The organism is Actinoplanes sp. SE50/110 (genome assembly GCF_900119315.1).
GTDB lineage: Bacteria > Actinomycetota > Actinomycetes > Mycobacteriales > Micromonosporaceae > Actinoplanes.
This window is the reverse complement of record NZ_LT827010.1, coordinates 7,600,936-7,614,654: the sequence shown is the minus strand read 5'-3', so window position 1 is coordinate 7,614,654 and position 13,719 is coordinate 7,600,936. Positions and strand designations below refer to the sequence as shown.

General features: G+C 73.2%; 10 protein-coding genes. 8 read left to right on the top strand and 2 right to left on the bottom strand.

Annotated elements, in window-relative coordinates:
* Window positions 1-674 precede the first annotated feature (674 nt).
* The 8 genes from ACSP50_RS34010 to ACSP50_RS33975 all read left to right on the top strand — a co-directional run bounded on the left by ACSP50_RS34010 (window position 675) and on the right by ACSP50_RS33975 (window position 10,028).
* Window positions 675-1,451 carry an L-type lectin-domain containing protein gene (locus ACSP50_RS34010; RefSeq protein ID WP_014693856.1) on the top strand — a complete coding sequence of 259 codons (777 nt, stop codon included), beginning with the start codon at window positions 675-677 and terminating at the stop codon, window positions 1,449-1,451.
* Between the two features lie 133 nt (window positions 1,452-1,584).
* Complete coding sequence (locus ACSP50_RS34005; RefSeq protein ID WP_014693855.1) at window positions 1,585-2,481, top strand: glycosyltransferase family 2 protein; 897 nt, start codon at window positions 1,585-1,587, stop codon at window positions 2,479-2,481.
* A complete protein-coding gene (locus ACSP50_RS34000) occupies window positions 2,478-3,584 on the top strand; it encodes a glycosyltransferase family 4 protein (RefSeq protein WP_014693854.1) in 1,107 nt (368 codons plus the stop codon). The genes ACSP50_RS34005 and ACSP50_RS34000 overlap by 4 nt, the downstream gene beginning before the upstream one ends.
* Window positions 3,581-5,515, top strand: a complete 1,935-nt coding sequence (locus tag ACSP50_RS33995; RefSeq protein WP_014693853.1) for a hypothetical protein — start codon at window positions 3,581-3,583, stop codon at window positions 5,513-5,515. The genes ACSP50_RS34000 and ACSP50_RS33995 overlap by 4 nt, the downstream gene beginning before the upstream one ends.
* Window positions 5,512-6,384 (top strand): hypothetical protein, encoded by an 873-nt coding sequence (locus tag ACSP50_RS33990; RefSeq protein WP_014693852.1) that lies wholly within the window; start codon window positions 5,512-5,514, stop codon window positions 6,382-6,384. Before ACSP50_RS33995 ends, ACSP50_RS33990 begins: the two co-directional genes overlap by 4 nt.
* Window positions 6,378-7,649: a lipopolysaccharide biosynthesis protein gene (locus ACSP50_RS33985; RefSeq protein ID WP_014693851.1), complete on the top strand. Its 1,272-nt coding sequence runs from the start codon at window positions 6,378-6,380 to the stop codon at window positions 7,647-7,649. The genes ACSP50_RS33990 and ACSP50_RS33985 overlap by 7 nt, the downstream gene beginning before the upstream one ends.
* A complete protein-coding gene (locus ACSP50_RS33980) occupies window positions 7,649-8,884 on the top strand; it encodes a glycosyltransferase family 4 protein (protein ID WP_014693850.1) in 1,236 nt (411 codons plus the stop codon). The genes ACSP50_RS33985 and ACSP50_RS33980 overlap by 1 nt, the downstream gene beginning before the upstream one ends.
* On the top strand, window positions 8,862-10,028 hold the full coding sequence (locus ACSP50_RS33975) for a glycosyltransferase (RefSeq protein ID WP_014693849.1): 1,167 nt from the start codon (window positions 8,862-8,864) through the stop codon (window positions 10,026-10,028). Before ACSP50_RS33980 ends, ACSP50_RS33975 begins: the two co-directional genes overlap by 23 nt.
* Window positions 10,029-10,073: 45 nt before the next feature.
* Here ACSP50_RS33975 and ACSP50_RS33970 read toward each other — a convergent pair whose 3' ends face one another.
* Together ACSP50_RS33970 and ACSP50_RS33965 are read right to left on the bottom strand one after the other, a co-directional pair.
* On the bottom strand, window positions 10,074-11,732 hold the full coding sequence (locus ACSP50_RS33970; RefSeq protein ID WP_014693848.1) for a cellulase family glycosylhydrolase: 1,659 nt from the start codon (window positions 11,730-11,732) through the stop codon (window positions 10,074-10,076).
* A 188-nt stretch (window positions 11,733-11,920) separates the two neighbouring features.
* Window positions 11,921-13,705 (bottom strand): precorrin-2 C(20)-methyltransferase, encoded by a 1,785-nt coding sequence (locus tag ACSP50_RS33965; protein ID WP_080128268.1) that lies wholly within the window; start codon window positions 13,703-13,705, stop codon window positions 11,921-11,923.
* Window positions 13,706-13,719: the final 14 nt, after the last annotated feature.

Here is a 13,719-nt window from a genome sequence, read left to right as displayed (position 1 = left end):
ACGCCCAGACGTTAGGAGCAGCCCGGTGAGAAATCAATTCCGGAACAATATTTAATGATACCGCGATCGAAACTTAAGGAAAAATATGTGGTGACCCGCGAACCCCCGGCATCAGCCGAACGGATGATGCCGGGGGTTCATCGTGATCGGCAGATTTTTCGCTGACCTGCCCTAACTCAACCACACCCCGCAGCCCGCGTAAACGCTGCCATGACTGTCTGTGAGCAAGCTGTGGGTTGGTCGCGGCCTTTTCCGCGCCCGGCACCCGGCCGGCGGGAATGGGCTGACCAAGCCTTTCGAGAATGGTGAAAAAGATGCCCGCTTTCGCCGTGGTCGTGGCCGGGTCCGGCGGCATGGGCAGTGCCGCCGTCCACCCCTGGCCGCCGGGTGCTCGGGGTGGGGTGGAGGTCGAACCGTGGCGTGTGGCTTCTCTCGGGCGCGGCTTCAGGTTCGTGCCGGTGATGGGGAGTTTCGCGCCGACCCGGCGCCGACCGGGACGACCCGCTTCGACCTCGGCCGGTTCGCGCCGTCCCCGTCCGGGGCGGGTCTACACGAGTGAGCCGGGGATTCGGCCCGAAGGGAAGAAATAACCACAACTAGGTCACGCGACTCCGAAGTCTGCCCTACCTTAGGCCAGGTCTTAGTCGGGCAAATCGACTGAAATGGAGCATGTCGTGCGTCTTTCCCGTTCATCGCGGCAGACGCGGGGTGGCCTGCTGGTCTCCGCCGTGCTGTCGATACTCGCCGCCGTGCCCGCCACGGGCGCGCCGGCCGCACCGAGCGCCATGCACGAGAGCCACCCGATCACCGACGGCCACGGGCACGACCTGGAGCTGAACGGCACCGCCGCGCTGATCACCCGGACCGGCACCGGCAAGCGGATCATCCAGCTCACCGCCGGCGGCTACAAGCAGATCGGCTCCGCCTGGTCGACCGGGAAGGTCGACCTGGACCGGTCGTTCAGCACGTCGTTCAAGGCCTTCCTGCACCACAACCGGCCGGGCGGGGACGGCATCGCGTTCCTCGCCCAGGGCCACGGGCCGCGCGCGCTCGGCGGCTGGGGCGGCGGCCTCGGCTACCGCGGCATCCGCCGCAGCGTGGCGGTCGAGTTCGACACCTTCCAGAACTCCACCGATCCGAACAGCAACCACCTGGCCGTGGTGCTCGGCGGTAATCCGGACCGGCACCTCAAGGCGGTGACCGCGTCGATTCCGCTGTACGGCAAGCCGTTCCAGGCGCGGATCACCTACGGCGGCGCCGACCACCGGCTGCGCGTGTACGTGCGGGGCCTGTACCGCACCGCCAAGGAGAAATTGATGCTGGACGAGCGGGTCGACGTGGCGCGCGAGACCGGTGTCCGTGCGGGCTGGCTCGGCTTCACCGGCGCGACCGGCGACCGGGTCTCCCACCAGGACGTCTACGACTGGACGGTCGACGCGCCGCAGGCGTGACGGCATGCCGGCGTCGTGTGAGCGGCGCCGGCCGCCCCTCCCGGCGGACCGGTGACACCCGTCCGCCACCTCCCCGCACCCATGCGTCCGGCCCGCCGAGGCCGCCTCCACCCTGCCCGATCGGAGACAATCCATGCCCACGGTCGACCGTGTGCTCCCGCCCGAGACCGGCACCGAAGAGCTCGAGGAGCTCGAACAGCTCGAGGAACTCGACCAGATCGAACAGTCCGTGACCGGTACCGAACCGCCGGCCCGGCCGGCGGCCGAAGCCGAACCCGAGCCGCTGGTCAGCGTCGTCGTGCCGGCGCTCAACGAGGCCCGCAACCTGCCGCACGTCTTCGCCCGGCTGCCCCGGGTCGACGAGGTGATCCTGGTCGACGGCGGCTCCACCGACGACACGGTGGCGGTGGCCCGCCGGCTGCGGCCGGACATCCGCGTCGTCACCCAGAACCGCAAGGGCAAGGGCAACGCCCTGGCCTGCGGCTTCGCCGCCTGCACCGGCGACATCATCGTGATGATCGACGCGGACGGGTCGACCGACCCGGGCGAGATTCCCCGCTTCCTCGAAGCGCTGCGGGCCGGCGCCGACTTCGCCAAGGGCTCCCGGTTCCGCGCCGGCGGCGGCAGTGCCGACATCACCCGGTTGCGCCGGGCCGGCAACAGGATGCTCAGCGTCCTGGTCAACATGCTCTTCGGCACCCGCTACAGCGACCTCTGCTACGGCTACAACGCGTTCTGGGCCTGTCACCGGGACGTCTTCGACCTGGACAGCACGTCGCCGGCGCCGGCCGGCGCGGACGGGCGGCTCTGGGGCGACGGCTTCGAGATCGAGACGCTGCTCACCCTGCGGGCCGCCCGCGCCCGGCTGGCGATCGAGGAGGTCTCCAGCTTCGAGCACGACCGGATCCACGGGGTGAGCAACCTGAACGCGTTCACCGACGGCATCCGGGTACTGCGCACCATCGCCCGGGAGTGGCCGCGCGGCCTGCGCCGCGGGTCCCGGCAGCCGGCCGGGCGGGCGGCACGATGAGGATCGGCGTCGTCTCGAACGCGTACCACCCCGACATCGGCGGGGTGGAGACGCACGTGCGGCGCCTGTGCGCCGGGCTGATCGCGGCCGGCGACGACGTCGAGGTGCTCACCCAGCACGCCGGCCGCACCACCGAGGTGGTCGACGGCGTGCTGGTCCGGCGTTTCCCGCTGACCGTGCCGGCCCGGGACTACCGGATCTCGCTGCCGCTGTGGCGGTGGGTGCGCGATCACGCGGTGGAGTACGACGTGCTGCACACGCACAGCTATCACGCGCTGGTCTCGCTGGGCGCCACGCTCGGACGGCATCCGACCCCGCTGGTCTTCACACCGCACTATCACGGCACCGGACATACCCGGATACGTGCCGCATTACACCCGATCTATCGGCCGTTCGGGCGCCGCATCGTCGGCCGGGCCGGCCGGATCATCTGCGTCACGGAGGCCGAACGGGACCTGCTGCACCGCGACTTCCCGGAGGCGCGTGGCCGGGCCGTGGTGATCCCGAACGGGACCGACCCGCGCCCGGTGGTGCCCGGGAAGCGGACCGGGGTGCGTGGCATCGTCTGCGCCGGCCGGCTGGAGCACTACAAGCGGGTGGACCGGGTGATCCGGGCGATCGCCGAGCTCGGGCCGGCGTACCGGCTGGACGTGGTCGGTGACGGACCGGCGCTCGGCGCGCTGCGGCAGGTCACCGGCCGCCTCGGAGTGGCCGGCCGGGTGGTCTTCCACGGCCGGCTCGACGACGCCGCGTTCGCCGGCTGCCTGGCCCGGGCGTCCGCGGCGGTCTCCGCCTCGGCGCACGAGGCGTTCGGGATGACCGTCGCCGACGCGCTGGCCGCCGGCATCCCCACGGTCGCCTCGCCGATCCCGGCCCACCGCGAGCTGACCGGGATGGCCGGTAGCAACGCGTGGGTCCGGCTGACCGATCCGGAGGACACCACGGCACTGGCCGACGCGCTGCGCGACGCCGTCGCGGCCGGCCGGTCGGCCACCGCGGCGCCGCTGCCCACCTGGGACGACGTGGTCGCCGCGACCCGGGAGGTGTACTCCGCGATCACCGGGATGCCGTTGCCCACCGGCGCGGGAGCGGGAGGCCGGTGAGCGCGGTCACCGCCCGGCCCGCGCCGGGGCTCGTCGGGTCGCGGTCCGGCCGCCCGCGGTCGCCGGTCACCGAGGCGCTCTGGTGCGCGGCCTCGCTGAGCGTGGCGGGGGCGGCCGGCACCGCGGCGATCGTGACCGCGTACCACCGGGCCGAATGGGGGCGTGGCGGGCAGTTCGGCTGGTTCTGGGCCGGGATGCTGCTGTTCACCCTGCCGGTCGGCTGGTGGGCCCTGCGCCGCGGCACCTCGCCGCGGCTGCGGCTGGCCGTGCTGATCGGCTACGGGGCCTTCACCTACCTGCCGAAACTACTGCGGCACCCGAGCGGCCCGCTCTACCACGACGAGTACGCGCACTGGGGCCAGAGCCACCACATCCTGGCCGACGGCCGGCTCTTCGAGGCCAACCCGATCGTCCGGGTGATCGGCGACTACCCGGGTCTGCACGCCTGCGTCGCCGGACTGGCCGCGCTCACCGGGCTGAGCGTCTGGCAGGCCGCCCTGTTCGTGCTGACCACCGCGCACGTGCTGCTCACCCTGGGGGTGGCGGTGCTCGCCGGGCAACTGCGGCCGGACGCGCGGATCGCCGCAGCGGCCGCCGTCGGCTACAGCCTGAACAGTTCGTTCCTCTACTTCGACACCCAGCTCGGCTACGAGTCGCTGGCCATCGGCATCCTGGTCTGGGCGCTGGTCGCGGCGGTCCGGGCGAGCCGGGCCACCACCACCGGGGCCCGGCTCGGCTGGGCCGCCTGCACCCTGCTGCTGGCCCTGGTGATGACCGCCACGCACCACCTGACCGCGCTCTGGATGACCGGGATTCTCGGGCTGTTCGCGCTGGTCACCACGGTCCAGTCGGTGCGGGTCCGGGAGCTGATCACGCCGGCCCGGGTGGTCTGGGCGCTGACCTCGGGCACCGCGCTGATCGTGGCGATCTGGCTGGGCATCATCGCCCCGCGCACCGGCAGCTACCTCGACCCGTACCTGGGCCGGGCGCTGACCCAGATCGGCGGCCTGGCCGGCGGCGAGGAGGGCGGCCGGGAGCTGTTCAGCAAGTCGGTGCTGCCCTGGTGGGAGCAGACCGCGGCGTACATCGCCCCGGGCCTGGCGACCGTCGCCATGCTCGGCGCGCTGCTGCTGTGGTGGCGTCGCCGGCACACCGAGGAGCCGGTCACCCACGCCGGGATCACCGCGATGCTGCTGCTCGGCGGCCTGTACTTCCCGGCCACCCTGCTGATCCTCACCCCGGCCGGGGCCGAGGGCGCGCGCCGGTCCTGGGCGTTCAGCTATCTCGGCCTGGCCATCGCGGCGGCGCCGGCGGCGGTGGCGCTGCTCGACCTGTTCGCCGGCCGGGTGCTGCGCTCGATCGCCGGTGCCCTGCTCGGCACGATCGGCGCGGTGCTGCTGGTCGGCAACAACGCGGCCGGGATGAATCCGTCGTACCGGTTCCCCGGGCCGCCGGTCTACGGCTCGGACACCCGGGCCGCCACCCCGGAGGTGCTGGCCGCGGCACACTGGCTGCTGGACACCCAGGGGCGCGGGATCCGGCTGGTCGCCGACCGCTACTCCGGGCTGATCCTGGGCTCGTACGGTGAGCAGCAGCCGGCCACCGGGTCGGCGAGCTTCCCGGCGTACGACCTGTACCGCGCCCGCCCCGGGCAGCCGATCGACCGGCACCTGCTGGCCCAGCTGCGCGACTGGCATTTCGAGTTCCTGGTGGTCGACCGGCGGATGGCCGAGCAGGTGCCGGACATCAACATCTACTTCGAGACGAACGAGCCACTGCGCCACGACGGGGTGCCTGCCTTCGACCGGGCGCAGCTCACCAAGTTCGACACGATGCCCTGGTTGATCAAGGTCTACGACGGCCCGCACCTGGCGATCTACCGCTTCGACTTCGACAGCCTGGCTCACCCGACGGCGGGACGCCCCCAATGAAGATGATCTTCCGGCCGCTGGTCACGGCGTACGCAAGTCTCTCGATCTTGCTGCCGGCCGCCGGCCTGCCCTGGCCGGTGCTGCTGCCGGCCTGCCTGCTCGCCCTGCTCGCCATCGGCGAGCTCTGGGTCTTCGCCCTGGCCGGGCGGCCGGCCGAGGCCGGCATCCCGGCGGTCCGGGCCGGCCTGGCGGTGCTCACCGGCCTGCTCACGCTGCCCGCGGTGGCGCTGCTGCTGCACCCGCTGCGGGCCCCGGTGAGCCCGGTGCCGCTGATCGCCGGGGCCGCCCTGCTGGCCACCGTGCTCGGCGTGGCCGGGCTGCTGCGCCTGTACTACAGCCGCCGATGGGACGACGAGGACGACGAGGTGGGCGTGCCCGTGCAGCGGGTGGCCGGCGAGGCCGGCGACCGCCCGGGCGCGCGGATCCCCGGCACGTTGCGCACCGCCGCGGCCATCGTGCTGCCGATCGCGCTGTCGCTGCTCGTCGGCGGGGTGGCGATCCGCGCGGTGGAGCGGGGCTCGCACCCGGCCCTGCCCGGCTACCTGACGGTGGCGCTGGGCGGCTGGGCGGCCGGGCTCACCCACCCGGTCGCGGTGCCGGCCCGCGGCCTGGCCGTGCCGGTCCGGATCACCAGTTCCGGGCTGCCGACCAGCACCGCCTGGCTGCGCCTGCGGGTGGGCGCCGCGGTCGTGGCGACCCGCCAGGTGACCGTGGGCAGCGGCAAGGTCTACGCGCTCAGCGTGCGGGTGCCGGCGTTGCCGCCGGACGGCTGCCTGCGACCGGTCGGGATCAGCGTGGGCGGGACCGGCACGGTCTTCTACGCCCGCTCCGCGACCACCGTGCCGGCCCGGCGGCGGACCGCGTGCTGATCACCGCGACCCGCCGGGTGCTGGACGACTCGCTGGCCCGCAACAGCCTGCTGATCATGGCGACCTCGGTGGTCAACGGCGGGCTCGGTTACCTCTACTGGCTGCTGGCGGCGCGCTCGCTGGCTCCGGCGCAGGTCGGCACGGCCACCGCGCTGATCTCGGCGGCCACCGCGGTCAGCATGATCGCCAACCTGGGCGCCGGGCACATGTTCATCCAACGGCTGCCGGGCAGCGCCGCGCCGCTGTGGGGCCGGATCGTCGGCGGCGGCCTGCTGGCCGGCGGTGCCGCCACCGCGGCCGCGGCCGCCGGGGCCGCCGTGCTGGTGCCGATGGTCGCGGTGAACTTCGGATTCCTGGCCCGGCCGGCCGGCGCGGTCGCGATGATCGGCACGGCGACCGCGATCACCGCCACCACGCTGCTCGACAACGTGTATGTGGCGCACCGGGCCGGCCACGGGATGTTCGTCCGCAATCTGGGCCTTGCCGCCGGCAAAATCGTCGCCCTGTTGGGTCTGCTGGCGCTGGGCGTGCACGCGGCCGGTGTCGTGGTGCTCTCCTGGACCCTGCCGACCATCGTGGTCAGCGCGGCGACCGTGCTCGCCGGGCTGCCCCGGCTGCGGCCCGGTGCCCGGCTGCGGCTGACCGGGCTGGCCGCCGAGGTGCCGCACCTGCGGGCCGCGCTGACCGGCCACCACCTGATCAACCTGACCCAGGCGGGCCCGGCCGCGCTGCTGCCGGTGCTGGTCACCGCGCGGCTCGGGCCGGGCGCCAACGCGCACTTCTACCTCGCCTGGATGACCGCGTCGATGCTGTTCATGGTCTCCCCGGCGGTCGCCTCGGCGCTGTACGCCGAACGCACCAACGCCGCCCGGGTCGGCCTGCGCCGGGCCGCGCTGGTGGTGCTGGCCATGGTCGGCGCGCCGGCCGCGCTGCTGCTCGCGGCCGGCGGCCGGATCCTGGCGATGTTCAGCGCCGGATACGCCGCCGAGGGGTCGATGCTGTTGCAGATCCTGGTGCTGGCGGCGCTGCCGGACGCGGTGAACAACCTGGCCGTGGCGCACTGGCGGTCGCTCGGCGAGTTCCGGCTCTGCCGCCGGCTCAACGCGGTCCGCGCGGTCGCCTGCCTGTCGCTGTCCTGGCTGCTGCTGCCCGGCGCCGGGGTGACCGGGGCCGGGATCGCCTGGCTGACCGGCCAGACCATGTCGGCGCTGCTGGTCGGCGCGGTCGCGGTCGCACTCTCCGCCCGCCGGAAGGCCCTCGCCTGATGAAGATCCTGCACCTGTCCAACCTGTACCACCCGGTGATCGGCGGCCTGGAGCGCAGCATCGCGACCAGCAGCGCCGAGCTGGTCCGCCGCGGTCACGAGGTCACCGTGCTGACCCTTGCGACACCGGCCACCCGTCAAGATCAAGAGATGATTGACGGGGTACGGGTCCGCCGCGTCCGCAGCGTCGCCACCACCCTGCTGCCCGGGATGAACGCGGACGCCGCCAAGCCGTTCCACCCCACCGTGGCCGACCCGTTCACCACCACCGCGATCGCCCGGGTGCTGCGCGCCGAACACTTCGACGTGGTGCACAGCCACGACTGGATGATGTACAGCTACCTGCCGCTGCGCCGGACCCGGATCGGCCGCCCGCACGTGCACACCGCGCACGACTTCGGGCTGACCTGCGTGCGCAAGACCTTCGCCCGGGCCGGCCGGCAGTGCTCCGGGCCGGGTCCGATCCGCTGCGTGAACTGTGCCGGCGCGCAGTACGGCGGACCGCGCTCGCTGGCCCTGACCGCCGGGCTGCACGCGCACCGGCACCGCGGCATCGACGTGCTCACCGCGATCTCCACCTCGGTCGCCGCCGCGCTCGGCCAGGCACGGCTGCCCGGTGACCTGCCGGTGCGGGTGGTCTCCAGCCTGGTCCCGGACGGGCTGGACGCGCTCGCCGACCGCACGCCCCGGCCGGACTGGCTGCCGGCCGGGGACTACCTGCTCTTCGTCGGGGCGCTCGGGCCGCACAAGGGCATCGGGGTGCTGTTCGACGCGTACCGCCGACTGTGTTCTTCCTGGTCCGGCCCATTGCCGGCGCTCGTCTGCCTGGGCACGCCGCGGCCCGACACGCCACCGGCTCCGCCCGGCACGCTGATCCGGCACGACGTGCCGCATGCGCAGGTGATGGCGGCCTTCCGGGGTGCGGCGGCCGGCGTGGTGCCGTCGTTGAACGAGGGGATGGGCCAGGTCGCGGTGGAGGCGATGCTCGGCGGCGCGCCGCTGGTCGCCTCGGCCGCCGGCGGGCTCACCGACGTCGTCGAGGACGGGGTGAGCGGGCTGCTGGTGCCGCCCGGCGACCCGGACGCGCTGCACGCCGCACTGCGCCGGGTGCTCACCGAACCCGGCCTCGCCGACCGGCTGCGGGCGGCCGGTCGGCAGCGCGGGCTGGACTTCACCGCGGCCCGCGTCGTCCCGCAGATCGAGGAGGTCTACCGTGCCTGTGTCGCGTCGTCCTAGGGTCGTGGTCGCCGGTTCCGGGTGGCACTTCCTGTCCGGGATCAGCTATTACACCTGTCGATTGAGCAACGCTATGGACGAGCGGTACGACGTGGGCGCGATCCTGATGCGCCGGCTGCTCCCGGCCCGGCTCTACCCCGGGCGCGACCGGGTCGGGCAGCGGCTCAGCGACCTGGCGTACGCGCCGGGCGTCGAGGTCTTCGACGGCGTCGACTGGTGGGCCGCGCCGAGCCTGCCCCGGGCCGTCGCCTTCCTGCGCGAGCAGCGGCCCGACGTGCTGGTGCTGCAGTGGTGGACCGGCGCGGTGCTGCACTCCTATCTGGCGCTGGCGGCCGCCGCCCGGCGGATGGGGATCCGGGTGGTGATCGAGTTCCACGAGGTGCAGGACACCGCGGAGCTGCGCCACTCCTGGGCGGCCCGCTACGTCCGGGCGGCGATCCGCCCGCTGCTGGCCCGGACGTCCGGGGTGATCGTGCACTCCGCCTACGACCAAGATCAACTGAACCGGGTGTACGACCTGGGCGGCCTGCCGTCCGAGATCGCCCTGCACGGGCCGTTCGATCATCACGGCGGCACGGGACAGCGGGTGCCGGGACCCGACGGGATCGTGCGCCTGCTCTATTTCGGGACGATCCGGCCGTACAAGGGCCTGGAAGATCTTGTCGCCGCCTTCGGCGACCTCGGAGCGAACCATCGGCTCACCGTGGTGGGGGAGACCTGGGAGGGCTGGACGCTGCCGCTGGAGGCGATCGCGGCGTCCCCGGCCCGGGACCGGATCACCGTGGTCAACCGCTACGTGCCGGACGCCGAGGTCGACGAATACTTCGCGGCCGCCGACGCGGTCGTCCTGCCGTACCGGCGCAGCTCGGCCAGCGGCCCGCTGCACATCGCGATGAGCCACGGGCTGCCGGTCGTCGTCACCTCGGTCGGCGGCCTCGTGGAAGCGGCCGGACCCTATCCGGGCACCGTGTTCGTACCGCCCGGCGACCCGGCCGCGCTCGCCACCGGCATCCGGGAAGCCGCCGGCCTGATCGGGCGGCGGCACACCGACCCGTCATCGTGGGACCGGACCGTGGACGCCTATGAACGCCTCTTCACCCGGATCGGCATCGGCCGGGACGTCGTCACCTCCTCGCCGTCCTGACGGTTCCCCGATCGACAAGCCGATTCCGCGACCGGCGGCGTCGGATCAGGACATCGTCACGTCGTCGAACCAGGCGGTGCCCCGGTTGTTCCCCGACTTCAGGTGGAGCTGCACGCCGGCCGCCCCCGCCGGGGCGGTCGCGTCCACGGTCAGCTTCGTCCAGCCGGTCGTGCCGGTCGGCAACGCCCTCGACGACGTCTGACCCAGCCACCGGTCGTTGGCGTCGAACCAGCTCAGCGCGATCTGGGTGGTACCGGTCAGGTTCTGTCCCTTGGCCCACGCCTCGGCGTGCCACCGCAGGCCCGGCTGGACCGGGGTGACCGGGGCGGTCCGGATCGCCGGCAGGCCGTCATCGGTGTGGGAGGTGCCGGTGAACTTCACCGAACCGGACCCCGAATGCGCGACCCCGTTCACCCGCACCGCGGGGCCGGCATCGGACAGGTACGGCCGCCACGGCGAATTGCCGGCCGGCGCCTCGAAACCCAGGTCCAGCACGCTGTTCGTCAGAGGTTGACCGGCCCAGTACGCCTTCACCACGGCCGCCGCCGCCTTCGCCGAGCCGTCCGCCCGGTACAGGCCGTACTTGTACTGCGCCGGGATCTTCGACACGGCCGAATTCGTCGGGATGGCACCGTCGGAGAAGTCGGTGAGCGTCCACGGCGCCACCGAACCCACCCCGGCGACCCGGGCCGCCGCGAACACCCGCGCCAGGTAGGCGGCCTGCTCACCCTCGGTGCCGGACACCGTGCTCAGCCCGGTCTCGCCGATCACGATCGGCAGCGGGGCCGCCGCGGCCTGCGCCGTGCGGATCTCGGCCAGCGACCGCTCCGAGTTGCCGTAGAAGTGGAAGTCCAGGTAGTCGAGCGGGGTCGCGGCCAGCGTCGCCCGGATCTGCGACAGACCGTTCGACCCGGTGGCGCCGGACACCGACAGGGTCAGCGGCATCGTCGGCACCGCCGCCCGGATGCTCGGAATGATCTTCTTGACCCAGGTGACGGCGCGCGCGTCGGACGGGTCGAACTCGTTCTGCACCTCGACCGACAGGACCCGCGGGTCGTTCGCGTACGGGGCGAGGACGGCCCTGGCCCACGCGGCGCTGCCGGCCGTGTCGGTGTAGCCCTCCCACCAGTCGAACAGGGTCAGCTTGACGGTGAGCCCGTGCCCGTCGGCGATGCTGATCAGCTTGTTGAGCCTGGCGGTGTAGTCCGCCTTCGGCGTCGGATAGCCGAACGTGCTCGGGAAGACGATGACCCGCACGTCGTCGGCGCCCAGTGCGGCCGCCTTGGTCAGATCCGCCTCGATCCGCGCCGCGTCGAACCGGGTCCACATCGCCGACCACCCGGCGTTCGACGGGTAGTAGTTGATCGTCTTCGCGGTGCGCACCGCGTCCAGCCGGCTCGCCAGCGTCGGCGTCCCCTTGACCGTCGCCTTCGCCGGTGCCGCGGTGGCACCGGCGGGTGCGCCCGCACCCGCGTTGCCGCCCGGGCCCGGCTTCGCCGGGGTCGGCGCGGGCTTGGCGGCGGGCGTCTTCACCGGCGCCGCCCCGGGCTTGGCGGCAGGCGTCTTCACCGGTGCCGCCCCGGTCTTGACGGTCGCCTTCGCCGGCGCCGGCTTGGTGGCCGCGGAGGCCACCCCGTGCTGTGCGAAGACGGAAAGGAGAAGTGAAGAGGCCAGAATCGCGGCACGTCGACCGACAAGTTTCATGGGGGAGCCCTTCACGGAGTTGCCTTCGGTGGCCCCTCCTTTCGGCGCTCCAGCACGGTGCCGTCAGGTAACTCGTCGATGCAGTGCGGTTGCCCTCCGTTGCCGATCAGGTGCACCCCGTCGATTCCCCCGCGTCCTGCTGATCGACCACCCCCGCCCGGTGCTGCGTCTTTCCCGCTGTTCGCTCGCTATGGGATCGCCGTGCCACCCTCGGTCGGGTAGTGCCGCGGGGTGTAGACGACCGGATCGCCGTTCCCGGTGGCCACCGCCCGGGTCTGGGAGGAGCCCACGATCAGCAGGCAGCGCATGTCGATGCTCGCCGGGTCCAGAGCGCCGAGCGTGGTGACCCGCACCGACTCGGCCGGCCCGCCGACGTCCCGGCCCACCACCACCGGGGTGCTCGGCGCACGGTGTTCCAGCAGCAGTTCCCGTGCCCGGACCAGCTGCTCCTTGCGCGACTGCGAAGCCGGGTTGTAGATCGCGATGACCAGGTCGGCCGCCGCCGCCCCGGCCAGCCGGGACTCGATCACCGACCAGGGCTTGAGCCGATCGGACAGCGACATGACGCAGAAGTCGTGACCGAGCGGCGCCCCCGCCCGGCTCGCCACCGCCTGCGCCGCGGTGAGCCCCGGCACGACCCGCACCGTGACGTCCTTCCACTGCGGGTCCTCGGCCACCTCCAGCACCGCGGCGGCCATCGCGAACACCCCGGGATCCCCGGACGACACCACCGCCACCCGCCGTCCCCGCTTGGCCAGATCCAGCGCGAACGCGGCCCGCTCGGCCTCCACCCGGTTGTCCGAGGCGTGCCGCCGCTGCCGCGCGTCGACCGGCACCCGATCGATGTAGGTCGTGTATCCCACCAGATCGTCCGCCTCCGCCAGCGCCGCCCGGGCCTCCGGGGTCAGCCACTCGGCCGCCCCCGGGCCGAGCCCGACCACGGTCACCCGCCCCGCCCCGGCACCCCCGCCGCCACCGGAACCAACGGCTGCCGCCGCGTCCATGCCGCGGGCGCCCACGCCATGAGCGTCCGCACCGCGGGCGTCCGCGCCCACGCCCACGCCCACGCCCACGCCCACGCCCACGCCCACGCCCACGCCATGAGCGTCCGCACCGCGGGCGTCCGCGCCCACGCCGGAGGCATCCGGCTTCGCGTCGAGCCCGGATGCCTCCGCCCGGTCCGCGGGAGCGCTCGCCGTGCCGCCGGCGGCGAGCGAGCCGTTGGCTTCGGCGAAGGCGGTGGCGGCGGGGCTGGGCAGGAGGGCGAGCGAGAAGTAGGGCACCGTGTCCGGATCGATGTCGGACAGGCGGCCGACCCGTTCCGCGGCCATGGTGGCCCGTTCGACGTAGAAGGCATCGTCCAGCCGGCCGGCCTCGGCCAGCGCCGAGCGCACCCCGTCGAAGGTCCGTCCGAGCTTCATCACGGCGGCCGAGTCGGTGGCCGCCAGGCGCCGGGCGAGTTCGGCCGGGGGCAGTGTGCCGGGCAGCACGGTGAGCACCTCGTCGCGTTCCATCAGGGGCCGGCCGAGCACCGCGGACGCCGCGCTCACCGAGGTCACCCCGGGGACCACGACCGTCTCGTACCGGTGCGCGAGCCGCTTGTGCATGTGCATGTACGACCCGTAGAAGAACGGATCGCCCTCGGCCAGGACCACCACGTCGCGCCCGGCGTCCAGATGAGCCGCCAGCCGCCCCGCCGCCTGCTCGTAGAACTCGTCGATCGCCCCCTGATATCCCCCCGGATGATCAGTGGTCCCGGTGGTCACCGGGTAGATCAGCGCCTCCTCGATCTGCCCGTCCCGCAGATACCCGGCGGCGATCGCCCGAGCGTTGCTGCGCCCGTGCCGGGCCGCGTGATAGGCGATCACGTCGGCCTTCTCGATCAGCCGGGCCGCCTTGACGGTGACCAGTTCGGGGTCGCCGGGCCCCAGCCCGACCCCGTAAAGCCGCCCACGAACCACACCGTCCGTCACAGTCCCCACCTTGC